Annotated in this window: 23 protein-coding genes and 1 pseudogene; 6 read left to right on the forward strand and 18 right to left on the reverse strand. The window is 71.2% G+C overall.

The genetic code is table 11. The features are described from left to right. Positions 1–120: 120 nt before the first annotated feature. From MTF69_RS29950 to MTF69_RS29965, 4 genes are all read left to right on the forward strand, one after another. Positions 121–1,014, forward strand: a complete 894-nt coding sequence (locus MTF69_RS29950) for a maleylpyruvate isomerase N-terminal domain-containing protein (protein ID WP_243339309.1) — start codon at positions 121–123, stop codon at positions 1,012–1,014. Positions 1,015–1,104: 90 nt separating this feature from the next. Then, positions 1,105–2,334, forward strand: a complete 1,230-nt coding sequence (locus tag MTF69_RS29955) for an acetyl-CoA acetyltransferase (RefSeq protein ID WP_243339310.1) — start codon at positions 1,105–1,107, stop codon at positions 2,332–2,334. A 97-nt stretch (positions 2,335–2,431) separates the two neighbouring features. Further along, on the forward strand, positions 2,432–3,364 hold the full coding sequence (locus MTF69_RS29960) for a D-alanyl-D-alanine carboxypeptidase family protein (protein WP_243339311.1): 933 nt from the start codon (positions 2,432–2,434) through the stop codon (positions 3,362–3,364). Between the two features lie 146 nt (positions 3,365–3,510). Beyond that, complete coding sequence (locus MTF69_RS29965) at positions 3,511–4,197, forward strand: pyridoxal 5'-phosphate synthase (protein WP_243339312.1); 687 nt, start codon at positions 3,511–3,513, stop codon at positions 4,195–4,197. A gap of 10 nt (positions 4,198–4,207) precedes the next feature. Here MTF69_RS29965 and MTF69_RS29970 read toward each other — a convergent pair whose 3' ends face one another. The 16 genes from MTF69_RS29970 to MTF69_RS30045 all read right to left on the reverse strand — a co-directional run bounded on the left by MTF69_RS29970 (position 4,208) and on the right by MTF69_RS30045 (position 21,463). Then, positions 4,208–4,957: a phosphodiesterase gene (locus MTF69_RS29970; RefSeq protein WP_243339313.1), complete on the reverse strand. Its 750-nt coding sequence runs from the start codon at positions 4,955–4,957 to the stop codon at positions 4,208–4,210. Further along, positions 4,954–5,991, reverse strand: a complete 1,038-nt coding sequence (locus tag MTF69_RS29975) for an EamA family transporter (protein ID WP_243339314.1) — start codon at positions 5,989–5,991, stop codon at positions 4,954–4,956. The genes MTF69_RS29970 and MTF69_RS29975 overlap by 4 nt, the downstream gene beginning before the upstream one ends. Further along, the gene (locus MTF69_RS29980) at positions 5,981–7,249 is read right to left on the reverse strand and encodes an ATP-grasp domain-containing protein (protein WP_243339315.1); all 1,269 of its coding nucleotides are present in this window, start codon (positions 7,247–7,249) and stop codon (positions 5,981–5,983) included. The genes MTF69_RS29975 and MTF69_RS29980 overlap by 11 nt, the downstream gene beginning before the upstream one ends. An 11-nt stretch (positions 7,250–7,260) precedes the next feature. Continuing rightward, positions 7,261–8,922, reverse strand: a complete 1,662-nt coding sequence (locus MTF69_RS29985) for a CTP synthase (protein ID WP_243339316.1) — start codon at positions 8,920–8,922, stop codon at positions 7,261–7,263. A gap of 121 nt (positions 8,923–9,043) precedes the next feature. After that, on the reverse strand, positions 9,044–10,444 hold the full coding sequence (locus MTF69_RS29990; protein WP_243339317.1) for a cation:proton antiporter: 1,401 nt from the start codon (positions 10,442–10,444) through the stop codon (positions 9,044–9,046). After that, positions 10,431–10,958: a deoxycytidine triphosphate deaminase gene (locus MTF69_RS29995; protein WP_243339318.1), complete on the reverse strand. Its 528-nt coding sequence runs from the start codon at positions 10,956–10,958 to the stop codon at positions 10,431–10,433. The genes MTF69_RS29990 and MTF69_RS29995 overlap by 14 nt, the downstream gene beginning before the upstream one ends. Then, a complete protein-coding gene (locus MTF69_RS30000) occupies positions 10,955–11,515 on the reverse strand; it encodes a hypothetical protein (protein ID WP_243339319.1) in 561 nt (186 codons plus the stop codon). The genes MTF69_RS29995 and MTF69_RS30000 overlap by 4 nt, the downstream gene beginning before the upstream one ends. Then, positions 11,512–12,645 carry a hypothetical protein gene (locus tag MTF69_RS30005; protein WP_243339320.1) on the reverse strand — a complete coding sequence of 378 codons (1,134 nt, stop codon included), beginning with the start codon at positions 12,643–12,645 and terminating at the stop codon, positions 11,512–11,514. Before MTF69_RS30005 ends, MTF69_RS30000 begins: the two co-directional genes overlap by 4 nt. A 16-nt stretch (positions 12,646–12,661) precedes the next feature. Then, on the reverse strand, positions 12,662–13,096 hold the full coding sequence (locus MTF69_RS30010; RefSeq protein ID WP_243339321.1) for a type II toxin-antitoxin system RatA family toxin: 435 nt from the start codon (positions 13,094–13,096) through the stop codon (positions 12,662–12,664). A 20-nt stretch (positions 13,097–13,116) separates the two neighbouring features. After that, a complete protein-coding gene (locus tag MTF69_RS30015) occupies positions 13,117–13,731 on the reverse strand; it encodes a DUF6031 family protein (RefSeq protein WP_243339322.1) in 615 nt (204 codons plus the stop codon). Next, positions 13,728–14,837 carry a DUF6001 family protein gene (locus MTF69_RS30020; protein WP_243339323.1) on the reverse strand — a complete coding sequence of 370 codons (1,110 nt, stop codon included), beginning with the start codon at positions 14,835–14,837 and terminating at the stop codon, positions 13,728–13,730. The genes MTF69_RS30015 and MTF69_RS30020 overlap by 4 nt, the downstream gene beginning before the upstream one ends. Before the next feature lie 4 nt (positions 14,838–14,841). Continuing rightward, on the reverse strand, positions 14,842–16,596 hold the full coding sequence (locus MTF69_RS30025) for an alkaline phosphatase family protein (RefSeq protein ID WP_243339324.1): 1,755 nt from the start codon (positions 16,594–16,596) through the stop codon (positions 14,842–14,844). Further along, complete coding sequence (locus tag MTF69_RS30030; RefSeq protein WP_243339325.1) at positions 16,593–17,375, reverse strand: HAD-IIA family hydrolase; 783 nt, start codon at positions 17,373–17,375, stop codon at positions 16,593–16,595. The genes MTF69_RS30025 and MTF69_RS30030 overlap by 4 nt, the downstream gene beginning before the upstream one ends. After that, entirely contained in the window at positions 17,375–18,619 is a 1,245-nt protein-coding gene (locus MTF69_RS30035; RefSeq protein WP_243339326.1) for a hypothetical protein, read from the reverse strand. The genes MTF69_RS30030 and MTF69_RS30035 overlap by 1 nt, the downstream gene beginning before the upstream one ends. A 2-nt stretch (positions 18,620–18,621) precedes the next feature. Continuing rightward, the gene (locus tag MTF69_RS30040; RefSeq protein ID WP_243339327.1) at positions 18,622–21,123 is read right to left on the reverse strand and encodes a PEP/pyruvate-binding domain-containing protein; all 2,502 of its coding nucleotides are present in this window, start codon (positions 21,121–21,123) and stop codon (positions 18,622–18,624) included. A 196-nt stretch (positions 21,124–21,319) separates the two neighbouring features. Continuing rightward, positions 21,320–21,463, reverse strand: a complete 144-nt coding sequence (locus MTF69_RS30045) for a hypothetical protein (protein ID WP_243339328.1) — start codon at positions 21,461–21,463, stop codon at positions 21,320–21,322. Between the two features lie 200 nt (positions 21,464–21,663). On the opposite strand from MTF69_RS30045, the gene MTF69_RS30050 reads away from it, so the two are divergent. Beyond that, positions 21,664–22,650 carry a helix-turn-helix domain-containing protein gene (locus MTF69_RS30050; RefSeq protein ID WP_243339329.1) on the forward strand — a complete coding sequence of 329 codons (987 nt, stop codon included), beginning with the start codon at positions 21,664–21,666 and terminating at the stop codon, positions 22,648–22,650. A 55-nt stretch (positions 22,651–22,705) separates the two neighbouring features. Here the strand turns inward: MTF69_RS30050 and MTF69_RS30055 are convergent, their stop codons facing one another. Then, entirely contained in the window at positions 22,706–23,164 is a 459-nt protein-coding gene (locus MTF69_RS30055) for an OB-fold domain-containing protein (protein ID WP_243339330.1), read from the reverse strand. A gap of 265 nt (positions 23,165–23,429) precedes the next feature. Between MTF69_RS30055 and MTF69_RS30060 the strand changes: the two genes are divergently transcribed. After that, complete coding sequence (locus tag MTF69_RS30060) at positions 23,430–24,704, forward strand: NAD(P)/FAD-dependent oxidoreductase (RefSeq protein WP_243339331.1); 1,275 nt, start codon at positions 23,430–23,432, stop codon at positions 24,702–24,704. 28 nt (positions 24,705–24,732) lie between these two features. On the opposite strand, the pseudogene tnpA reads toward MTF69_RS30060, so the two are convergent. Then, positions 24,733–24,944 (reverse strand): annotated as a pseudogene (gene tnpA, locus MTF69_RS30065) (IS200/IS605 family transposase); the annotation flags it as partial. Between the last annotated feature and the right edge of the window lie 23 nt (positions 24,945–24,967).

Here is a 24,967-nt window from a genome sequence, read left to right on the forward strand (position 1 = left end):
GGCCCGCAGGGCTTCGATCGCAACGGGCCGCCGCCTGGAGGCTGTTACGGGCCAGCTGCGGCCCGCCGCGGCCGCGAAAATCGCTGTCCGCCGACCGGAAGGCGGTGATAGAGAGTCGGTGTGACGACGACACTCGAATTCCCCGCCCTGCTGCGCCTGATCGACGAGCGGTCCACCGCGTTCCGTGCCGCCATCGCCGCCGCGCCCGACCTCGACGCACAGGTGCCGACCTGCCCCGAGTGGACGCTGTTCGACCTGGCGGAGCACATCGGTGAGGGGCGCCGCGCCTGGGCCGCCACCGTCGCCGCGGGCCCCGCCCCGGCCAAGTCCGCGGCACAGGGCGACGCGACCGCACCCCGGGAGCGCGAGGCCCTGATCGCCTGGCTGGCGGAGTCCACGCAGCACCTGCTGGACGCCCTGCGGAAGGCCGGCCCGGACCGGGGCTGCTGGACGTGGTGGGGGGCGTCGCAGTCGCCCCCCACCACCGGCGCCGTGGCCCGGCACCAGCTCCAGCAGGTCGCGGTGCACACGTACGACGCCCAGATCACCGTTGGCGCCGCGCCGGCGCTGCCGGACGAGGTGGCGCTCGACGGCGTCGAAGAGTTCCTGCACACCTGTGTCGCCACCACCGAAGCCTGGCCGCACGAGCCCGCCGCCGTCGACTTCCACGCCTCCGAGGGCGCCTCCTGGCGCCTCACCCTCTCCGCCGAGGGCGCCCGGACCGCCCGCCTTCCCGGGCCGGGCACCCTGCCGGGCAGCGGCACGGGCACCGGCACCGGCACCGGCACCGGCACCGGCACCGGCACCGGCATTGCCGCCCGCCAGGACGCGGACGCGGACCAGGACGCGGACCAGGCCCCGGACGCATGCGCGGACACCGCCGACGTCTCCGCCCGGGGCACGGCCGGCGAGCTGGTCCTCGTCCTGTACGGCCGCATCCCGTTCAACTCCCTGAAGATCGAGGGCGACCAGCGCATCCTCGACCGGCTGAGCGCCTGGGAGCCGGAGGTGTAGGGCGTACCGGAACTCGCCCCCACCGCCCCACCCCGCGGTCTCCGGCCGACCCTCTAGCATCTGACGGTTCGTCAGTTGTACCGTCGGGTCATGCCTGGACCCCTCTCCGCGGCCCCCTCCGCCTCCGCCACCGCCACCGCCCATGCCGGCCGTCAGGCCCGGCCCCGCCGGGTCGCCGTCGTCGGCGTCGCCCTATCGGACTGCGGCCGGGTGGACGGCCCCACCCCGTACGCCCTGCACGCGCAGGCCGCCCGCCGCGCCCTGGCCGACTCCGGCCTGGACCGGTCGGTGATCGACGGCTTCGCCTCGGCCGGCCTCGGCATCCTGGCGCCCGTGGAGGTCGCCGAGTACCTGGGCCTGCGCCCCACCTGGGTCGACTCCACCTCGGTCGGCGGCTCCACCTGGGAGGTCATGGCCGCCCACGCCGCCGACGCCATCGCGGCCGGCCACGCCAACGCGGTCCTCCTCGTCTACGGATCCACCGCGCGCGCCGACATCAAGGCCCGCCGCCGCACGTCGAACCTCTCCTTCGGCGCCCGCGGACCCCTCCAGTTCGAGGTCCCGTACGGGCACACGCTGGTCTCCAAGTACGCGATGGCCGCGCGCCGCCACATGCACGAGTACGGCACGACGCTGGAGCAGCTCGCCGAGGTGGCGGTGCAGGCGCGGGCGAACGCCGCCACCAACCCCGACGCGATGTTCCGCGACCCCATCACGGTCGACGACGTCCTGTCCTCCGGGATGATCGCCGACCCCTTCACGAAGCTGAACTGCTGCATCCGATCGGACGGCGGCTGCGCGGTCCTGCTGGCCGCGGAGGACTACGTACCGGACACGGCCAAGGAGCCCGTGTGGATCCTCGGCTCCGGCACCGCCGTCTCGCACACCACGATGTCGGAGTGGGAGGACTTCACCGTCTCCCCCGCGGCGGTCTCCGGCCGCCAGGCCTTCGCCCGCGCCGGGCTCACCCCGGCAGATGTCGATCTGGCCGAAATCTACGACGCCTTCACCTATATGACCCTGGTCACCCTGGAGGACCTCGGCTTCTGCGCCAAGGGCGAGGGCGGCGCATTCGTGGAGAAGGGCCGCCTGCTGAGGGACGGCGAATTCCCGGTCAATACGGACGGCGGCGGACTCTCCGCCTGCCATCCCGGCATGCGCGGCCTGTTCCTGCTCGTCGAGGCGGTACGCCAACTCCGCGGCGAGGCGGGCGAGGGCCAAGTGCGCAAACGCGGCGGAACCCTCCCACAGGTGGCCATCGCCTCGGGCACGGGCGGCTGGTTCTGCTCGTCGGGCACCATCATTCTCGGACGGGACTGACTCCTTGTCGGTGCGGCTGCGTAAGCTCCCGGAGGGGTCGGGGCGCCCAGGCGCCCACAACCCCCTCGGGGAACCTCCAGCCATCACGGGAACTGACTTGATATCGAACCTGCTGCGGCGTTCTCGCGCCGCTCTCGCCATCACCGTCGCCACGGGCGCCCTCATCGCGGTCGGAGCACCGGCCGAGGCCGCCTCCGGACCCGCGACCTCCGCCGCCTCGTCCTTCGTCATGGACGGCGTCACGGGGAACACGCTCTCCTCCAAGTACGGCGACACCAAGCGCCAGGGCGCCAGCACCACGAAGATCATGACGGCCTACGTCGTCCTCACGTCGTCGGGCCTCGACCTGAACAAGAAGGTCACGGTCCAGCAGGCTTACCTGGACTACGTCTACGTGCAGGGCGGGAGCTCGGCCCAGCTGAAGCTCGGTGCCACTCCGACCGTCCGCCAGCTGCTGTACGCGCTGATGCTGCCCTCGGGCTGCGACGCCGCCTACGCGCTCGCCGACACCTTCGGCTCGGGCTCGACCAGGTCGGCCCGCGTCAAGGACTTCATCGCGAAGATGAACGCCAAGGCGAAGACGCTCGGCATGGCCAACACCACCTACGACACCTTCGACGGCATCTCGCCGACCGGCGCCAACCTCACCACCGCACGCGACCTCGCGAAGCTCACCCGCGCCGCGATGAAGGGCACGACCTTCAAGTCGCTCGTCAAGACCACCTCGTACAGCAGTGGCGGCACCTCCCATCTCGCCACGTGGAAGAACACGAACCTGCTGATCCTTCCCCGTCCCGACGGGTACGCGGTCCCGGGCGCCATCGGCGTCAAGACCGGCACCGGCTCGGTCGCGGGCAAGTGCATCGTCTACTCGGCGACCCGTAACGGCAAGACGGTCATCGGCGTCCTGCTGAAGGACGAGGAGCGCTACGCGGACGCGATGAAGATCATCGACTGGGCCGTCGGCCCGGCCACCACGTCGACGCTCAAGCGCAGCGCCACCGAGCCCATCCCGGACGTCCTCGACTGATGTCGTGACGCCCTGACATCCCTTGCGTCCTGCTGACACATCCGGACGCCCACGGGGGCGCTCCGCCCGACCGAACAGGTCGGCCGGGGCGCCCCCGTTCGGCATTCCCGTGGTGCCGCCACGGCCGCGTGGTGTTCGATTGAGGAATGACGACCGACGTGAGCGACGTGAGCGACGTGAGCGACTTCCACACCACCCTGCACTCCCTGCGCGTCTGGGACGGCCCGCTGCCGTCCTTCGACACGGCCACCGCACCGGCCGACCCGCTCGAGCTGTTCCGGGAGTGGTTCACGCACGCCGCCAAGGCGGGGCAGCCCGAGCCGCACACGATGAGCCTGGCGACGGTGGACGCGGACGGGCGGCCCGACGTACGGACGCTCATGCTGCACGACGCCGACGAGCGCGGCCTGCACTTCGCCTCGCACTCCACCAGCACGAAGGGCCGTCAGCTGGCCGGGCAGCCGGCGGCGGCGCTGGGCTTCTACTGGCCGGCGGTGGCCCGCCAGATCCGCATCCGGGGACGGGTCACCGCCTGCGACGCGACGGAGAGCCGGGCCGACCTGGCGGCCCGCACGCGCGGGGCGCTGGCGGCGGCACTGACGGGCCGGCAGAGCGAGGTACTGGCCTCCCGGGAGGAGCTGGCCGCCGCGGCGGCCAAGTCCTGGGAGCGGGCGGGTGCGGAGCCGGACGCCCCGGCGCCGACGTGGACCCGGTACGTCCTCTCCCCCACGGAGATCGAGTTCTTCCAGGGAGACGCAGCCCGCCTCCACACCCGCCTCCAGTACACCCGCACCCCCACCACCCCCTGGACCCACCACCTCCTGTGGCCCTGAGGCCGTGGGCTCATACGGACCGGACGTGGCTCGTCAGCCGGCCGTCGAGGTACAGGTGGAAGGTGAGGGACGGCGGACTGCCATACGTCTTCCAGGACTGCTGGGGGCCCTGTTCCCAGGGCATCAGCGCCGTCGACGCGACCCCCGGGGCGCACAGCAGCGGCAGCCCGGCGAAGGTCGTGGCGGCGGCTGTGTGCGCGTGACCGCAGAGCACGGCGGCAACCTGCCCGTGGCGTCCGAGGACCTCGGCCAGCCGCTCCGGCTCCAGCAGGCCGATCCGGTCGATGTACGGCAGGCCGAGTTCCACGGGCGGGTGGTGGAGGGCGACGAAGGCCGGCCGGTCAGGGGCGGCCGCGAGGGTGTCGTCCAGCCAGCGCAGTGTTTCCGGTTCGAGCGAACCCTCGGACTTGCCGGGGATCGAGGAGTCGCACAGCAGTATCCGTACGCCGCCGATCTCGTGGACCTCGTTGACCGGCCCCCCTCCGGCTGATCCGCCGAGCAGCACCTCGCGGAACTCGGGGCGGGAGTCGTGGTTGCCCGGGCACATCAGGACGGGGTGGCGCGCGCGGAGCGGGGCGAGGAGCTCGCGGGCCTGGCGGTACTCCTCCTCCGTCCCCCGGTCGACGATGTCCCCGGTGATCAGGACGGCGTCGACCGTGCCGGGGAGCCCGGTGAGGTGGGCCACCACTCGCCGGGTGCGCTCCGCGCTCTCGGGGGTGCCGTCCACGTGCAGATCGCTCAGGTGGGCCAGTACGGTCATGTCCGGCTCCCCTCCCGGTCCGTGACGGAATCCGGGTCCGCGGCCGGGTCCGTGCCCGGGTCCGCGACCGTGCCCGTACCCGGGTCCGCGTCCGCGACCGCGGCCGGTGCCGACCTCCCCGCGTGCCAGCGCGCCCACGTCCCCACGCACATCGCGGCGGACAGCACCAGGATCCCGATGAGGGTGTGCTGGGACTGGTGCAGCCGCGGGTCGAGGAACTGGACCACGTACGTGATCACCAGGTTGGTCCCGAAGAGCATCGAGACGGTGATGGGCTCGGTCCGGACGATGCCCTGCTGGAGCAGGTACAGCGAAATGATCACTCCCACGACGCTGATCGCGAGGATCGCTCCCACGTTGCCCGGGGAGTACGCCTCGAAGCTGCCGCGGACGAGGAGGATGGCGAGGGTCGCCACGATCAGGGCGAAGAAGCGGGAGGCCATCATCTGCCGGACCGACATGCCCGCGTCGCCCAGCCGCTTGGTGTAGTAGGTGACTCCGGACAGCGAGGTCGAGGTGAGCACGCAGGCCACGACCCCGAACACCAGCTCTCCGGTCGGCAGGTCCCCGATGGCCGACGAGCCGCTGGACGCCATGGCCAGGAGGTAGCCCATGGCGGCCAGCATCGCCCCGGCCGCGACCAGTTCCAGCGGCAGCGCCTTCGTCCCGGGGCGGAGCTTGAATCCGAGGACGATGGTGATGGTGGGACCCAGCCCGATGATCATCGAGTTGGCCATGGCCGGCTCGAAGACGGTGAAGGCGTACAGCACCGCGATCCAGCAGACGGCGGTGGAGACGTTCAGCATGATCACGTCCGGCAGGCACCGGCGGACCACGGCCTTCAGCGCCGTCTTGTCGCGCAGGGTGAAGAAGTAGAAGACCTGGGCGACGACGAAGGAGTTGAAGGCGATGAACTCCGGCGACAGGTCCTGGACGAGGGCGCCTTCGAAGACCGACTTGGTGGAGTTGATGACGCAGTAGCCGAGGACCAGCAGCGGTCCGGCGGCCAGGGCGAGGCGGCGGCTAGGCGACATCGTAGAAGCCCTCGCCGTCCAGGTACCGGGCGGTCATGTAGTCGTGCGTGACCACGCCCTCCACCTCGTGGAGCAGGTGGACCAGGAGCGGGTAGGTGAGGTCGTTGACCGTCCGCGCCAGCTCCTCGCCCGGCCTCACCTTCACGAGCACGTCGTGGAAGCTCTCCAGGGCGCGCAGATCCGACAGCTTCGGGTAGCCGACGAGTTTCCCGCCCTCCGGCGCGATCATGTTGACGCAGACCGCGTGCCGGACGACCTCGTAGTCGGCGGAATCGGCGTGCAGGCGGGCTTCGAAGGCCTCCGGATCGGTGTAGGCCAGCACCGTCCACTCCAACTGGCTCTCGCCGGTCGCCGCCCGGGTGAGCAGCGGGAGCATGGCGCCACAGACCCTGGCTCCGGTCTCGACCAGCCGGGGGCCCTCGGGGGTCAGCTTCAGCTCGGTGTGCGCCGGGCCGTTCTTGATCCCGAGCGCGTCGAGTACCGAGAAGGCGTACTCGGCGAGCAGGTCCTGCTCGGGGCCGCGGCGGACCATCAGCGCCGAACCGCCGAGCAGGTCGCGCACCCCGTTGACCCCGAGGTGCTGGGTCTTCCACAGGTCACACACGTAGTGCTTGCCGTCGAGGCTGACCGTGTTGACGTAGTACTCGGCCCCCACCAGGTACTCCTGGGCGACCACGGCGTCGTTGCGCAGCCCGAGCGCGCTGTCGGCCCCGACGAGCGACTCGAAGGCGGTGCGGACCTCCTCCGCGGTGCCGCAGAAGAACACCCCGTCGTTGAGCGCGCTGCGGACCGGCTTGAGCACCACGGTCCGGTCGGTGTCCCCGTACCAGGCCAGCAGGGTGTCCAGATCGGTGGCGAGGATCTGGTCGGCGGCGGGAACCCCGGCGGCCTTGACCGTCTCCACCATCCGGAACTTGTCCCGCCGCGCGGTGCTCAGCGCGGTTCCGTTGGTCCGCAGGCGCAGGGACTCGCTGAGTACGTCGGCCAGTTCGACGCCGATCTCAGCGCCGGCCAGCAGCGCGACCGGGACGTACGGGGCGATGGCGGCCAGCGTTTCGGCGATGTCGCCGCGGTGGACGACCGTGCCGAGGAAGTCCTGCGCCCTGAAGGACGCGCCGAAGACGGCGGGCGGCTGCTCCAGGCTCTGCACGTGCAGGCAGTCGTAGCCCTGGGCGTGGAAGAGCGGCGCGAGATGGCTCGCGGTGGAGAAGGCGTCGACGATGGCGACGACGGGACGCGGTTCCTGGGAGGTGTTCATGTGGGGTTCCTTCACTGCTGAGCGGGGGTGACCACGGAGGGAGTGGAGGTGATGCGTTCGACGGCGGCCTTGATCAGGCCGGCGAAGAGCGGGTGCGGGCGCGTGGGGCGCGAGCGCAGCTCCGGGTGGGCCTGGGTGGCCACCAGGTAGGGGTGGACCTCGCGCGGGTACTCGACGTACTCGACGAGCTTGTTGTCCGGGGAGGTGCCCGAGAAGACGAGGCCTGCTTTCAGCTCCAGCTCCTCGCGGTAGGCGTTGTTGACCTCGTAGCGGTGGCGGTGGCGCTCGTCCACGTACGCCTGGTCGCCGTAGACCTCGCGCACGATGGAGCCCTCGGCGAGCTTCGCCGGGTACATGCCCAGGCGCATGGTGCCGCCCAGGTCGCCCGCGCCCTCGACGAAGGCGAGCTGCTCCTCCATCGTGGAGATCACCGGGTTCGGGGTGGAGGCGTCGAACTCGGTGGAGTTCGCGTCCTCGATGCCCGCCAGGTTGCGCGCGGCCTCGATGACCACGCACTGCAGGCCCAGGCACAGGCCGAGCAGCGGGATCTTGTTCTCGCGGGCGTAGGTGATCGCGCCGACCTTGCCGTTGACACCACGGTCGCCGAAGCCGCCGGGCACACAGATCGCGTCCACGTCGGCCAGCTGCGCGGCGGCACCCGCCGGGGTCTTGCAGTCGTCGGAGGTGACCCACTTGATCTGGACGCGGGCCTTGTTGGCGAAACCGCCGGCGCGCAGCGCCTCGGTCACCGACAGGTAGGCGTCCGGCAGGTCGATGTACTTGCCGACGAGCGCGACCTTGACCTCGTGGTCGGGGTTGTGGACCCGGTCCAGGAGGTCCTCCCAGACGGTCCAGTTGACGTCGCGGAAGGGCAGGTCGAGCTTGCGCACGACGTACGCGTCCAGGCCCTCGGTGTGCAGCACCTTGGGGATGTCGTAGATCGACTTGGCGTCGATCGCGGCGACCACGGCCTCCTCGTCGACGTCGCACATCAGCGAGATCTTGCGCTTGATGGAGGTCGGGACCTCGCGGTCGGCGCGCAGCACGATCGCGTCGGGCTGGATGCCGATGTTGCGCAGCGCCGCCACCGAGTGCTGGGTCGGCTTGGTCTTCAGCTCGCCGGAGGGGCCGATGTAGGGCAGCAGCGAGATGTGCACGACGAAGACGTTGTCGCGGCCGACCTCGTGGCGGACCTGACGGACGGTCTCCAGGAACGGAAGCGACTCGATGTCGCCGACGGTGCCGCCGACCTCGGTGATGACGACGTCGACGTCGTCGGTCGCCATGCGGCGGATGCGGTGCTTGATCTCGTTGGTGATGTGCGGGATGACCTGCACGGTGTCACCGAGGTACTCGCCGCGCCGCTCCTTGGCGATGACCTGCGAGTAGACCTGGCCGGTGGTGACGTTGGCCGAGCCGTCGAGATCGACGTCGAGGAAGCGCTCGTAGTGACCGATGTCCAGGTCGGTCTCGGCACCGTCGTTGGTGACGAACACCTCGCCGTGCTGGAACGGGTTCATCGTGCCGGGGTCGACGTTCAGGTACGGGTCGAGCTTCTGCATCGTGACCCGAAGACCACGCGCCTTCAGCAGCGCACCCAGGCTGGAGGCCGTCAGGCCCTTGCCGAGGGAGGAAGCGACACCCCCGGTGACGAAGATGTGCTTGGTCGTCATGGCTGTGCTGCTTCGAAAAGCAGCGGGCGGCTTCGCCAAGAGGGGGCTCCCGTGGTCGCGAGGGTGGAAAGGTGAAGGGGGCTGTGGAGACGCGCGGCGCGGCGGATCCCCCGGACGGCGCTCAGCCCGTGGCGGCGGTCACCGGCGGTGCGGGCTGTGTGAGCGGGTCGGGCTGCCGGTCCTGGTTGCCCGCGTCGGCCCCGGCATCGCCGTCACTGTCGCCGTCGCCGTCGCCGTCGCGGGAGAAGGCCCCGCGGGCCACGGCCCGCTCGAGCCACCAGCCGGCGATCTGCGAGGTGACGATGGCGGTGAGCACCAGGGTCGTGAAGAGCGAGGCGTTGACGATCCCCGCGTCGAAGGACACCGTGGCGAGCACGATGCCCGGCCCTCCGCGCGCGTTCAGCGCGACGGCGAGGTCGAGGGACTCGGGCTTGGGCCGCTTGGCCAGCCGCGCCCCGGCGTAGACGCTGGCCGCCTTCGCCGCGCAGGCCACCAGGATGAATCCCACGGTGAACCCGAGGTCCAGGGAATGGACGAGGTCGAGTTTGAAGCCGACGAGTCCGAAGTACAGCGGAATGAAGAACCCCGACGCGAATCCCCGGAGGTTGCCGAGGGACCCGCTCCGCGGGTCCTTCCCGGTCATGCCGGACAGCAGACCCACGACGAACGCGCCGAACATGGGCGCGACGCCGAGGAAGACGCAGCTCGCGGAGACCGCGAGGATGACGGCCATCCGCAGGGCGACCCGGGCCGCGGGCCGGTCCGCCGCGGCGGCGCCGGTGGCCGCGCCCGGACGGCGCCGCAGCGCCGCGGCCGCCAGCACCATCAGGGCGAAGAAGGCCACCGATGCCACGGAGTGGTAGGCCGCCGCGCCGTTGGCCGAGGTGACGCCGAGGGTGTGGGCGAGGCCGAAGCCGCCCTCCTTGCCGCCCGCGACCATGCCCAGCGCCACGGACAGGATCACGTTGAGGACGATGTCCTCCAGGACGGCGACCGACAGCACGATCCGCGCGAAGCGGGTCCGGATGATGCCCAGGTCCAGCATGATCCGTGAGATCACCGGGATGCTGGTGACGGCGATGGCGCAGGCGATGACCAGGGTCAGGGCCGGCACGCTGCCGGCCGGGCCCAGCACGTCCCCGGTGTCGATCACCTTGACCATGAGCAGGCCGAGCACAAAGGGCACGGCCATGCCCGCCAGCGCGATCACGGCGACGGACCGGCCGTCCTTGCGGGAGAAGACGGTACGCATCTCCATGCCCGCCGTGAACATCAGCAGCAACATGCCGAGTTGGGAGACCAGCGCCAGCCCGGAGGCTGCCGGGCCCTTGCCGGGGAACAGCCAGTGCTGCGCCTCCGGGAGGAGCTGGCCCAGCACGGTGGGCCCCAGGAGCAGGCCGCCGAGGATCTCGCCGATCACCGGGGGCTGCCGGAACCTGGCGAAGAGCCGACCGGTCAGGTGCGCGGCGGCCAGGAGCAGGGCGAGCGCCGCCAGTATGCGGAAGAGATCAATCTGCGACACGGGCGTCCAGACTGAAGCGGGATGCCACGGCCGAGGAGGAGCCCGTGTACTTGCCGTCGTAACCGACGGCCTCACCCTGCATGGACCAGAAGGCGAGCTTGCCGATCATCATGCCGGGGTACACCCGCACCGGGTGGGCGACCTTCATCTCCAGCGTCCAGGGGAAGACCGCTCCGCTGTGTCCGAGCGGGGCGGAGAACTGGATCCAGATGCCGAGCGTCGAGGCGGACCGGCAGGCGTAGAGGGTGGCGGCGTAGTGGGGGCTGCCCATCGCCTCCATGGTGCCGCCGAGGTAGAAGCGGCCCGGTTCGAGGACCATGCCCTCGGGGCCCATCTTCAGGTGCTCGGCCTTGGGCGGCTCGAAGCAGTCGATGACGTCCTGCTCGTACCAGAGGATGTCGTCGGCGAGCCGGAAGCCGTAGCTGTTGGGCTCGATGCGCTCGGCGTCGAAGTCGTCGATGTGGATGCGTCCGGCCCGTACTTCGGACAGGATCTCGGGTCCGCTCAGAATCACAGCCAGCTCCCCAGCAGTTGGTTGACGGCGGACCGGTACTCGTCCAGGCCCGCTCCGTTGTCGATCACGGCATCGGGTTCGATCCGGTCGATCTCCCGGGTCGAGCGGTCCGCGCGCGAGGGGTCGCCGCGGCCGGCCAGCCGCACCTGGCGCAGCTCCTCGTCACAGGTGATGCGCAGCACCTTGAATCCGTGTCCGCGCAGCGCCGGAGCGTCGACGTGCGGGTCGCGCAGGTCGTCGTTGACGACGAGGTCCGCGTCGACCGAGGAGAGCCGGGCGACGAAGTCGGCGGCGAGGGAGTCGGGCCGGATCCGGCGCATCGCGTCGGCGAGCGCCTCCATCAGGATCTGGTCCTGGGCCCCGGCGTGGAGGGAGCCGCCCGCGGTGCGGTACACGTGCTCCTGGAGGTCGTACAGCGGCTTGGCGAGCTTGACCCGGGCATGCGTCAGACCCTTGTCCCGGGCGAACTCCTCGATCAGGGTCGCGCAGGTGGACTTGCCCGCGCCGGCCAGGCCGACGACGGATATCCGCAGGGGGCGGCGGCTTTCGGTCGTCATCGTCGGTTCTCCTGCACGGCGGTCGTGGCGGTCGTGGCGGTCGCGGCGGCGGTGTCGCCGCTGTCCGCGGGTCGCGCGGGGCGGCGGCCGAGGACGGCGTCCGGGTCGATGTCGAGGGTTCCGCGCAGCCGGACCATGTCCACGGAATCCAGTACGGTGCGCAGTTCGGCCAGCGAGCGGTAGAACTCCGTGTAGTCGGGCACCAGGTAGGACTGCCAGGTGAAGAAGGTCGTGTCGACCTGGCGGTCCACGATCTTGTTCAGGTGGGCCCAGCGCTCGTTTCCGTCGGTCAGGTGCCGGACGGTCAGCGGCTCTCCGGGCTTGACCTCGGGCAGCAGCAGTGCGGCCAGCCGCTTGGGCTCGGCCGTGAACTCCGCGCCGAGCCAGGACTCGAAGACATCCGGGTCCATGAGGATCTTGTGGCCCGGCTCGTACGTGTCGACCTGTGCGTCGACGCCGTCGCGGACCAGCTGCTCCAGGCGTGCGTCGGCCCGGATGGTGCCGACGCCCACGTACGGGTAGTCGCGCCACGGGTGGACGAGGATCTCGCCGTCCTCGACGGTGCAGAACAGCTTGTCGCCGGTGAAGTACTGCCAGCCGGGCCGGCGCAGGGCCGAGAGCAGCGTGGTGGTCTTGCCCGCGCCCTTGGGACCGGCGATGATCACGGCTTCGCCGTCCCGGTGCAGGCCCGAGGCGTGCAGGACGACGGTGCCCAGGTTCTCTTCGTGCCGGATCACGAGATCGCGTACGAAGTCGAGGATCTGGACCGTGGACTTCTCGGTGAGGCGGACCGCGAAGGTGTTGTCCTTGGCGGTGTCCGCGGGGGCGTCGAGCAGCGTCGCGCGGTTGATGTACTGGCGGCGGCCGCCGCCGTCCACGATGTGCGCGTCGAAGTTGAACTCGGCGGCGTTGCTGCGTCGGACGACGGACAGGGGCAGCGCCCAGACCTCGGGGTCGACGTCGGTGTCCGGGTCGTAGGCCCGCACGTCGATCCGGAAGGTTGTCGGGGCGGCGGGCTCCGTGGAGATCAGGTGCCGGAAGAAGCGGCGGACGGGCTCGAAGACGGCCTCGGCGTCCTCGGCCACGTCGAACCGCACCGTGGTGTGCAGGAAGTTCAGGTACAGGCTCATGTCAGGTCTTTCTCGGTTATGCGGCGCAGGCCGACAGGGAGCGCAGCAGCGCGTCCGCGTGGGCTTGGAGGGACTGGGCCCATATGGGTTCGAGGAGGGGGGCGAGTCCGTCGATGCCCAGCTCGAAGCCGATGGAGAGGCGGACCCGGGTGCCGGTGGGCGCGGCGGTGACCGTCCATTCGCCCGACAGCTCTTCGAGGTCGCCCTCGGTCTGTTCGAATCGCAGCCGCAGGCCGGGGCCGGCCGCCTCGCGCTGGACCCAGGTCACCTCGCTGCCGTTGAGCAGCACCTTCCACTCATTGAGGCGGAAGGTCTTCTCCTGGGCCGACTGGGGGGTCACGGCGACCACGTGCCCGGCCCGCGACGCGATCCCCCCGCTGTTCTTGACGAGGTCCCACACGTCGTCGGGGGTCCGTCCGTCGATCAGCGTTTCCGCCTGGATCTCAGGCATGTTCACCTCACCTCTCTGTTTCAGGCGGCCTTCATGAAGGGGGCCAGGAATCCGATGTCGAGCCCGGCCGCGCGGGCCAGGCGGGCCCAGGTCCGAAGCGTCCGGAGCATGTCCCGCTGCCCCTCCGCGACCAGTCGGTCCGGAAGTTCCCCGGGGAAGGCATCGAGCAGCCGCTCCCACAGGACGTGGATCTCCTCGACGGCACAGCTGTCGCCGCCGAACTCCTCGTACAGGCCGAAGACCGCGGCCAGTTCGGGGCCCGTGGCGTCGACGACTTCGCGCATCCCGTATTCCAGGGCGACCGCCAGGCAGTGTGCGTCGTCCACCGGGGCGCGGCCGGCCAGCCGCTGGTCGATGTCCAGCAGCTGCTCCAGGAAGCGGAGCTTCGCGGCCTGCTGCATCTGCGGCTGTTCCGTGCCGCCTTCGAGGTCCTCGATGTACGCCCGCCCCTCGGCCAGCATCAGCCACGCGGCCTGCACCCAGGCCTCGACGGCCTGCGGGCCCGCCATGACGTGCCCGGCGCGCACCGAGGGAAACGCGGTGAGTTCCGTCGCGGTCCGCGAGGTGCGCGGCGTGCGGCCTTCGGTCATGTCCGGCTCCTTGTCCGTGGCTGTGTTGCCTGCGTGCGTGGTCATCGGCCGGCCTCCGCGCCGGCGTAGCCGATCCGCAGCCGGGCCGCCCCCGCCCTCAGCGCCCGCAGGAGCGTGCCCGCGGCCTTCGCGTCGAGCCCGGCCAGCTCGTCCAGGGCCACGGGCGAGCCGGTGAGCGGCAGGTCGGTCCCGGCGGCCACGCCGGGGAGCACCACGGCGTTCCCGGAGCCCAGCAGGAGCGAGGCCCCGGCCAGGTAGGGCTGTACGGAGCCAGTGGCTTCGACGCCGACGGTGACCGACTCGGCGGTTCCGGTGGCGCGTACGGCGTCCAGGACGACGGCCGCGAACGCTCCGGCCAGCGGTTCGCCGGCCGCGGCCGGTTCGAGGGCGGCGTTGACGCCCTTGCGCAGCCGCTCCACGTCGGAGGCGACCGCCTGGAGCCGCTCGTCGCACCAGTCGCCGGCGGCCACGTGCCGGGTCCAGCGCAGCACGTACCACTTGCGGGTGGTGTAGACGTCGCCGTGGTGCGAGAGGAGCGCGTCCATCAGGTGCAACAGCACGTTGTACGCGTAGCCGACCCGGCCCCGGGTCTCTCCGGCGGCCTCCGCGAGCACGGCGTGCACGGCCTGCTCGACGGCGGTCTGAAGCGAAGCCCGGCTCCAGACACGACTGAGCGCCGGCAGCCACTCCAGGTACGGAGCGGTCCCGTCCAGGGCGATGCCGTTGACGATGCGCTCGGTCTGCTTGCGGCGCGGCTCGCGGGTCTTGTCCCAGGCGCGGAAGCCGGCCACGGTCTCCGCCGCCGGAAGAGCAGCGAGCCGGTTCAACTCATCGAGGTTCGAGGTGAGTTCGGCCTGACTGAAGGAGACGACCTCCAGGTGGTGCCCGTTCTCGAAGATCTTGGTGGAGATCCGCGGGCCGTCGATCGCGGCCTCCTGGATGCGGATGAAGTCGAGGTCGCTGGTGGGGTTGGCCAGCCCGTGCACGGGAGAGCTGGTCAACATCAGCAGGCCCTCGCCGACCTGGTCGCGCATCACCGCGGTCAGCCACGCGGGGTCCAGGGCGCGGCCCGCGAGGAAGGCTGCCACGTGCGCGTGGCGGCGTGCTGTCAGGTCGTCGGGGGACAGGACGTGCGGAAAGCCGGACGGCATGCCGTCACCTTTCGTCGGTCGGTTCGGATGTGCTGGTGGAGTACGGGCCCGGCGCGGCCCGGCCCAGGCCGAGCTGGCCGAGGACCAGCGCGGCGGGGTGGGTGTTGTCGATGACCCCCGCGTCGACACCGGCCGCGATGCCCGGGCCCACGGCCGCGTGCACGGCGTGGAGCCTGCTGTCGCCGGTGTAGACGACGTGGGCCCCCGTCTTGGGGACCCGGCGCACCACCGGGCCCTCGCCCAGCAGCTGGGCGGTCGGCTGGTAGTCGTCGGCGAGTGCCACGTAGACGACGGCCGGATCGGCGGCCGGATCGGCTGCTCGTTCACCGTCTCGGTGCAGGAACCCGGCCACTACGGGCCGGCCCGTGTCCGGGTCGGTGAGGGAACCGAGGCCGGCGCAGGCCCGCTCCATGGCTGCCCGAGCCCGTTCCGGGTCGGCGGCGGGGCCCGGGCCGACCCACAGAGAGCCGTTGTTCGCCGGGTGGTAGAACACCTCCGAGCGGTCCGTGTCGAGACTGCCGTCCGCATGGGTGCAGGCCAGGCCGGAGCGCACCAACTGGTCGTTGAGGTGCACCAGATGGGTGCTGCCCACCATGCCGTGGTCCGCGCCGAGCACCACGGAGTCGTCCTCGTCGGCCCGGTCCAGCACCCGGCCCAGCACGGCGTCGGACCACTGGTAGCAGCGGCGGACGTACGACCACACGGACTCGGCGATGTCCGGCCGGTAGGCGGCGCTTCGCTCGTCGCACCAGCCCAGCAGCTCGTGTCCCACGTCGTCCGTCATCGGCAGGTAGACGACCACCAGATCCGCGTCGTGCGTCTCCAGCACGGCGTCGGCGGCGGCGCCGAACGAACGGGCCACGCACTCCACCGAGGAGAGGAACACCTCCTCCGCGCTGCCGTCCCCGCCCTCCGCCAGCCGGGGACCGAAGACCCCCTCGCGGTAGAGCGGGCCCACCCCCTCGCCGGCGAAGGGCGGGCACAGCGCGAGCCGGTGCAGGGTCTTGGGGTTGCGGCCCCCGGTACGGGTCTGCCAGACGCCGGTGTGCACCAGCAGGAGCCGCCCGTCGACCGGGACACAGGCCACCCACGTGCCGTGGTCCCGGTCCAGCCACAGCGGCTGCCAGCCCGCGCCGGCCCCGAGGAGCAGACCGTCGGTGTGACGGTCCGCGAGCCCGGCTCCGGCTCGCGTTCCCCCGGGCCGCACCCGTACCCGTACGAGCCCGGAGGGCTCCGCCTCGGCCGCGGACCCCGACGAGGACTCGACCACGGCCTCGACACGGAACGCGCCGATCTGCCACTCCTGGATCCCGCTGCCGGGATCCAGCACCCGCACGGCGTGCCGGGTCGAGCGGCGGCTGTAGGCCTCCACCGCTCCCTTGATGTGCGGGCCGACCTGGCCGTCGTGGCCGAAGACCCAGGGAGCGTGGACGAGCGCACTGGTCAGATCGTGTTCCGACAGGGCCTCCCAGACCAGCGCCACCGCGGGGAACCCCGGGGAGAAGCCGCTGACATGGCTGGCGATGCCCTCGCCCGCTCCGGGCACGGTGTATCCCGTGACCTTGTGCTCGCTGGGCCAGGTCCCCGTGAACAGGGTCGCCAGCGACGGCGGGGTCTGGCAGTTGGGGTGCGCGGGCCGGGCGGCCGCGAAGACCCCCCGCTCGCGCATCCGGCTGAGGGCGGGCAGGGCGCCCTCCCGCTCCAGCCGGTCCACGATCCAGTGCGCCCCGGCGTCCCAGACCACCCAGTACACCGTCATCCGGCGACCAACTCCCGTATCAGCGCGGGCAGCACGGCCACGGAACCGATCTCGTGGGTGGCCCGGCCGGTGAGGCCCTCAGCCCGCTGGTCCGCGTACTTGCCCGTGCGCACCTGCACCGTCCGCAGGCCCGCGGCGAGACCGCCGGCGATGTCGGTCGTGGCGTCGTCGCCGACCACCACGCAGGAGGCGACCGGCACGTCCAGGGACCGGGCCGCGAGCTCGAAGAAGTCGGTGGCCGGCTTCCCCAGCACCCGGGCGGTGACACCCGAGGCGTACGCGACGGCCGCCACCACCGCTCCCGTGTCCAGATGGTCGCCGTCGTCCCGCTTGAAGTAGCGGCCGCTCTGGAGCGCGAGCAGCTCGGCACCACCGCGCACGGCGCGGAAGGCGCCGTCGAGAGCCGGGTAGTCCAGCGTGTCCCGGCAGTCGCCGATCAGCACGTGGGTGTACGGCGCTTCGGCGGCCAGCGTCGGCAGGACCGCGCGCAGTGCGCCCGAGACGAGCGGGTAGGTGCGCGCCCCGGCGGCGGTGAGGAGTTGCGCCGCCGCCACCACCGGGGTGAACAGCTCGTCCTCCGCCACGATCAGCCCGTACTCGGCGAGTTCGGTCCTGATCCGGTCCGCCGGCTTGGAGTCGGTGTTGGTGAGGAACCGCAGTCCGACGCCGAGTCCGCGCAGTGCGGCCACCGCCTCCACCGCGCCCTCGATCACGGCGCCCCGCGCGTACAGGGTGCCCTCCAGGTCGAGCAGGACCGCGCGCACCGCGGCGCCCGCCATCAGCCCACCTTCCGTGCCAGCTCGGGACGGGCGGCCACGGCGTCCTTGAGGAAGGTCCTCTTGGAGTAGAAGCCCCGCTCGTCGCTGAGGCCGCGGGCCCGCAGGAACGCCTCCAGCCAGGCGACGATCTCGGTCATCTCGGCCAGCACCGCGGCCTCGTCGGGCTCGACGGCGACCCGGCTGCGCAGGTACTCCAGCTCGCACTGGTTGAGAGTCACGTCGCGGGCCTCGACCAGGCTGCAGTGGTCGAAGAAGATCCCGTAGACGTGTCCGGTGCGCACCGACTCGAAGTTGATGTCGTAGCGGACCCGGCGGAAGGAGGGCAGGCGTACGGCCTGCACCCCGAGCTCCTCCCGGATGTGGTCCTCGAACCGGCCGTCGTCCTCCAGGTCGAGCCCGTAGGTGTGCGTCTCGCGGCGCTCGAAGGCGTCCTCGGCGTACCACTTGCGCTTGAGCAGGTGCTTGCCGTCGGTGGTGGGGATGAAGGAGGCGTAGCCACGCTCCTCCTCGGGCCCGGTGATCTCGAAGAGGTGGTTCAGGTAGTCCCAGGCCTGGTACTCGTCCCGGTACTCCATGACGTAACCGGGCAGCCCGCCGGCCAGCAGCTCCTGGTACAGCTCGACCGTCAGCGTCCAGGTGTCGACGGGCGGGGCGAGCGTGTACTTGTACTCCAGCTCCTTGCCGCCGAAGCACTTGCGGTAGTAGCGCTGGTGGTTGTTGAGGAAGAGGAACTGCTCCGCGTGCAGGCGGACCGCCTCCGCGAGCCAGCCCAGCTCCTCGACCTCGGAGGTGGCCACCGGCTCCGGGGTGATCCGGATGAAGCAGGCGTCCTCGGCGAGGAACCGGATCTGGCTGTGCACGTGGGCCCTGTCACCGTCCGCCGTGACGTAGAACAGCGGGACCAGCGGGCCGGTTTCACGGCCCGTGACGGCGGTCGCCGCGGCGCGCAGCTCGGCGCCCGGCAGCATGCCGGGGAAGAGCTGGTCGCCCCGGGCCTTGGCCGTGTGCCGGCGGGTGCCGTCGACGGTTCGGGCGGACAGTTCGAGGAGTCCGAGGCGGTCCCATTCCAGGACGACCGTGTTGCTGGGGAAGGACTGCTCCAGCGGAGCGTCGAGCTCTACGAGGACGATCGCGTCGGAGTCGGACAGGGGCGCCGTGCCGTTGAGCAGGTGGAGCCCGCCCAGGGCCAGCCAGGCGCGGCGGCCGACGGCCGGCGTGGTCGTCGGTGCGGGGGTGGCGCTCACGTTCACTCTCCCTTGCGGCCGGTCGTGGCGACCGTGCCGTCGCTGATGACTGCCTCGGCTCCGCTGATCCCGGCGGCCGTCACCGCGGGGATCCGGGCCTCGCGCAGCAGAATCGCCAGGTGGCCCAGCGCGGATCCCTGGTCGAAGACGAATCCGGCGACGTGCTCGATGAGCACCGACAGGACGGCGTACGGCCGGGAGGCGCTGATGACGGGCTTCTCGTCGTACGACGCGACCAGGTCGAGGATCCGGGCCAGGCCCTCGTGCTCGCTGACGTCCTGCGACTTGTCGATGCTCACGGCCGGACCGATGGAGAGCCGGCGCAGCAGCGCGTCGTCGTCCAGGCGCAGCAGCGGCCCGCGGGCCGTGCCGGGTGAGATGCAGACCTCGCCGTGGGCGACGGTGACGGTGTCGTCGCCGCCGAGCACCGAGTAGTCGACGAAGTAGAGGGTGCCCTTGTCGAAGACCCATTCCAGGGTGACCGGACCGTGCTTGGCGTGCATGGCGGCGGTGAAGCGGGCGATCTCGTCGAGGTGCGGGCGCAGGACGGCTCCGGCTGCGGGGAAGCTCGCGTTGTCCGGGTCGTCGTAGCCGGCCGCCACGTCCTTGACGACGATCGTCTCGCCGCCGGCGGTGCCGCGGTTGAGGGCCATCAGGCCCTCGTCCGTGTACTCGACGACCAGGCCCGTCTCCCCGGCCCGGCGGGAGATCACGCCGAGTTCACCGCGGATGAAGTCGCGTACGACCACGGTGTGCAGGGCCGTGCCGTCCGCGGTGACGCCCGTCGCGACGGCGAGCTGACCGAGGACCTCTTCCTTGGGCACCACGATCTGACGCAGGGTCTCGCCGAAGTCCAGGACGCACTCGTCGGTGCCGCCGGACAGGGTGCGGCGCAGGGCCTCGGCCGTGGTCTCGCCGTGCAGGCCGCGGCCGTTGAAGCGGATGACCCAGCCGGCACCGGTGGAGACCTGCTGCGCGTGGGCCATCCGGTGGGCGGGGCCGCGCTTGGCGGTGTAGCCGCTGTAGACGGCGGCCACCGCGCCGAGGTTGAAGCCGGCGGGCAGTTCGTCGACGTACAGCCGGTGTGCCTCGGTGACCGGGTCCGTGGAGACGGCGGACACCTCGCGGGCCGCGGTCAGCGGACGCACCTGGACCAGGTGGACCCCGTCGGCGTCGGCCGCCCATTCGACGTCGATGTCGTGTCCACGGCTCTCGCGCAGGCGGCGGACGAGGTCCACGACCTCGACGAGCACGGGGTGGTCCGCGGCGGCCTGCGCGGCCGGGCCGGAGGCCACCTCGGCCGAGTCGGTGCGGCGCGGTACGGCGACGCCGGCGACCAGCTCGTCGGCGAGCCCCTCGACGTACTCGATGGAGACCCGGTCGTCGTCGGCGCCGTCGAGCCCGGTGAAGGCGACACCGGCGAGCGTGGGCCGGATCAGGCGCTGGACGATCACCGCGAGGCGGGGCGCGGCGGTGAAGTTCCCGGCCCGGACCCGGGCGGCGACCGCCGGAGCCTCGTAGTACGAGCGCCAGCACTGCTCGATGGCCTCGATCACCGCGTCGGCACCGCGGACACCCAGGATCGACTGGTGCACACCGGCGAGGCTGGAGCCCTCGGTGTCCTCGTCGAGGCCCGAGGAGCGGACCGCGAGCTCCACGTCGGAGTCACCGAAGAGTTCGTGGAGACGGGCGGCGAGGAGGGTGCGGGCCTGCTCCGGGACGTGGATCTCGGCGCCGGTCTTCTGGATGCGCGAGACGGAGTCCGTGAAGAAGGCGCCGACGGTGGCCTTGAGGTCGGCGAAGGCGTCGACGAGCGACGCGTTCTGCTCGTCGGTGAGCGCGTCCGTGAACTCCCCCGCCGGCACGCAGAAGGCGGTCGGGACCGTGAAGTCGTGACTGGAGCGGCTGAGCTGGTCGAACTTGGGGCCCACCTCGTTCGGCTCGAAGGTCGCACCGAGGCCGGGGAAGCGCTGGCGGGCGAACTGCTTGTCGAAGTCGACATGGATGTCACTGGACCGGGGGCCGACGGACCCCTGGTACTTGCCGTCGTAGAGGACGATCTCGCCCTGCGGCCGCCACCACATCATCTGACCGATGTTGATGCCCGGGTACACGCGGACCCGGTTCATGCTGTAGAGCTGCAGCGTCCACTGGCCGGTGTAGCCGATGTCGCCCAGGCTCGCGGAGAGGTTGATGAAGAGGCCGAGGCGGGCCACGGACGAGCGCGCCGCGAACGTGGGCGCGTAGTGCTCGCTGCCGAGCTTCTCGATGGTGTGGGCCAGGTACAGCCGGCCGGGCTCCAGGACGTAGCCGTCGTCCGGGATCTCGATCTCTTCGAAGTCGTTGGTGCGCCGGGCGTCGAGCGGCATGTCCTGGTAGACCCGGAGGGTCTTGCCGAGGCGGAAGTTATAGCTGTTGGGATTGACCTGCTCGGGGGTGAACGGCTCGATCGTTATACGACCGTTCGTGCGTTCACGCTCGATCTCGGTCCCAGTGAGAATCATGGGGTCGCCTGTTCCTGATACCCGGAAAGGGCGCACGCAGGCACGGCAAGGGAACGGTCGGCCGCCCGTAGCAGTGCGCCAGTACATCCGGTGAAGGGTGCGGGAGCCTCGGAATCCGTGCCCTCCGCGACGCAGCGTCGACATGCGGTCGCGGGGTGGGAGGGAGGCGGGAAGTAGGAGGTGGAGCGGGGGCTGCTCAGCCCCAGCCGGTGTCGTACGCGCCAACGCCGCCGGTGGCGGTGGACGCGGTGGCGGTGGCGGCGGACGCGGTGCCGCTCAGAGCCGCCACGGCGCCGACGGTCAGGGTCAGCGTCCATGCGGCGAGAACTACATTGCGCAAAAGTTTCATGATCGAAGTTCACCTATACATTGACTACTGTTCACCTCTCCACCACGGAGGCTCCTTTGCGTCGATGGAGGCGAGATGGATCACCATGCCAGCCCGCGTATGGATATTGCGCGCATAAAGAGGATCATCAAGTTGCATGGCAGGATGATGACACCTCCTGAACCGGGTAAATAGGAGGCAGAGTGGCGCAAATGGATTCGCTTGGTGTGGACCAGGAAGTCCTCCAGCGCGTGTATGAATATGCGCTGGATCACAGCAATGGGCAGAACTTCTCGGCCAACGGCATCGGAGCCGCCACAGGACTGCCCGACCCGCTCGCCGACGCCGCCATGGAGAGGCTGCTCGCCATGGGCCTTTTGCGCGGCGCACCCGGGAGCACGTTCCGCGCGGTCGCGCCCGACGAAGCGGTCGCCGGAGTCGTCTTCCCCCTCGAACGCGAGATCCGCGCCCGCCGGGCCCTCGCCGAGGAGGCCCGCGCGTCCATCATGTCCCTGCTCCCCGTCTTCGAGGCGGGCCGAGCCCTGCGCGAGAGCCAGAACCGGTTCGAGATCCTGGAGGACCTCACACAGGCCCGGTCCGCCATCGCGGACCTGACCGCGCACGCCCGCGACGAGATCCTCACCGCCCAGCCGGGCGGGGCGCGCCAGGTGGACATCCTCACCGAGGCCGCCCCCCGGGACCAGGCCGCCCTCGAACGCGGCGTGAAGATGCGCGTCCTCTACCAGCACACCGCCCGCTTCAGCGCGGGCACGGGAGAGTACGTCGAGCACCTCACACGGCTGGGCGCGCACGTCCGCACCCTCGACGACCACTTCAGCCGTCTCCTCGTCTTCGACGAGGAGACGGCGGTCATCTCGGTACCGGGCAACCCCCACGCCGCGGCCGTCGTGCGCGAGCGGAGCGTGGTGGCGTTCGTCAAGGAGACGTACGAACGGCTGTGGCTGGCCGCCGAACCCTTCGCGGTGGCCTTCGGCACCCGGAGCGAGATCGCGGACGACGTCCGTCAGGCCATCGTCCGCCTGCTCATGGAAGGCATGACCGATGCCTCCATCGCCACACGCCTGGGCATGTCCGTCCGCACCTGCCGCCGGCACGTCGCCGACATCATGGTCGAACTGGGCGCCCAGAGCCGCTTCCAGGCCGGCTACCTGCTGGCTGTGCGCGCCCATCGACCCTGACGGGCGGGGACCGGCGGCACAGCGTCGCCGGCGGACCGAAGGCCGGTGACGGCCGTCAGGCCGCCGCCTCCGTCGGGGTGAACACCGCCACCCAGATACCCTCCGCCGCCTCCCGGAAGGTCACCTCCAGGTCCATGCCCACGCACAGCTCCAGCCCCTCCCCGCCAACGCCGGCCACGCCGCCCACGACCTCGGTCATCATCCGCGGCCCCTCCGCGAGGTCCACCACCGCCGCCACGTACGGCACCCGCTCCCCGAAGGGCGGCAGGTCGTTGCGGTGGATCACCGACCAGGTGTAGAGCGTGGCCCGCCCGCTCGCCGTCTCCCACGCCACCCGGTCCTCCCCCGCCCAGCAGGCCGGGCAGAACTCCCGCGGGTAGTGGTGCGCCTTGCCGCACTCCCCGCAGCGGCGCAGCAACAGCCGCCCCTCCGCCGCCGCCTCCCAGTAGGGACGCGTGAAGTCGTCGATCTCCGGCAGGTCGAACCGCGCAGCCGTACCGGCTCCAGTACTCACGACACCACTCCTCCGGGCACACTTACCTGACGTACCGTCAGTTCACCGGATCCCACCCCATCCCACAAGCCCCCGCCCACCGCCACCCGCCCACCACCCCTCGCCACGCACCACCACCCCCCACCACCCCTCGCCACGCACCACCACGCCCCACCACTCCCCCCACGACTCCCCACTCCCCCCACCACTCCCCGTAATCGATCCGCAACCGATTCCCTCCTCGTCCGAGACCCACCGCCCCCGTGCGGCGATACGCTCACACCTCATGCCCGGAGTCCCCACAGCACCCGATCTGTCCACCCAGCCCCGCCCGGTCTACGTGATCGGCGCCGGCCCCGGCGGCCTCGCCGTCGCCGCCGCGCTGCGCGCCCGCGGGATCCGCGCGGTGGTCGTGGAGAAGTCGGAATCGGTCGGCGCTTCCTGGCGGCGGCACTACGACCGCCTCCACCTGCACACCACGCGCCGGCTCTCCGCCCTCCCGGGCCTGGCCATGCCGCGCCGCTTCGGGCGCTGGGTGGCCCGCGAGAACGTGGTGCGCTACCTGGAGAAGTACGCCGAGTTCCACGAGCTGGAGATCGCCACCGGCATCGAGGTGACCCGCATCGAGCCCTCCAAGAACCCCACGGACTCCGCGGACTCCCTCCCCGACGCCCCCGGCTGGACCCTGCACGCCACCGGCGGCCGCGTCATGGCGGCCCGGGCGGTCGTGGTCGCGACCGGGTACAACCACACCCCCCTCATCCCCGACTGGCCCGGCCGGGACACCTACCCGGGCCCCCTCGCCCACGCCGCCGAGTACCGCAACCCCGTCCCCTACGCCGGCCAGGACGTCCTCGTCGTCGGCGTCGGCAACACCGGCGCCGAGATAGCCGTCGACCTCGCCGAAGGCGGCGCCGCCCGGGTCCGCCTCGCGGTGCGCACGGCCCCGCACATCCTGCGCCGCTCCACCGCCGGCTGGCCCTCGCAGCGGACCGGGATCCTTGTCCGGCACCTGCCCGTCCGGCTCGTCGACCGGCTCGGTGCGATCGTCGGCAAGGCCTCGGTCCCGGACCTGTCCGCGTACGGACTCCCGCGCCCCACCACCGGCCTCTACAGCAGGGTCAAGCAGGGGTCGATCCCGCTCCAGGACGTCGGCCTGATCGACGCGGTCCGCACGGGCCGGGTGGAGCCCGTGGCCGCCGTCGACTCCTTCGACGGAGCCGAGGTGGTCCTCGCGGACGGCTCGCGGATCACCCCCGACGCCGTGATCGCGGCCACCGGCTACCGCCGCGCCCTGGATGGCCTGGTCGCCGGCCTCGACGTACTGGACGACCGGGGCCGCCCCCGCACACACGGCGCGAACACCCCGCCCGACGCCCCGGGCCTCTATTTCACCGGTTTCACCAACCCCATCAGCGGCAACCTCCGCGAACTGTCCCTGGACGCCGAGAAGATCGCCAAGCGCATCGCACGCAGGGCCCGCCCATCAGCCCTGCACCGGCCCCTGGCCCCCGCCCCCCACACTGGTGCAGCGCCGGAGTGCTCTGCCTCTCCGGGGTGACGGCCAGACGGTACGCTGCCGATTTTCGGTGGACGTGGTCTTGTTCGCCGTTGAACTGCTTTCAGCTCGGCCTCGAAAGTCGTCGCAGGCCTCCCGCTTGATCTCTTCGGTGCGGGTCAGCATGGCGTCAGTGAACACTTTCCGCCGGTACTTGGTGACGAAAACCAAGCGAGCGTGCAGGTTGTAGACAACATGGCGACCGGTTCTGGCATCGGGATGAGGGCTCCAGCGCGGTGACATAAAACAATGCTAGGTTCCCGGCC

Source organism: Streptomyces sp. AP-93, from assembly GCF_022808175.1.
Lineage (GTDB): Bacteria > Actinomycetota > Actinomycetes > Streptomycetales > Streptomycetaceae > Streptomyces.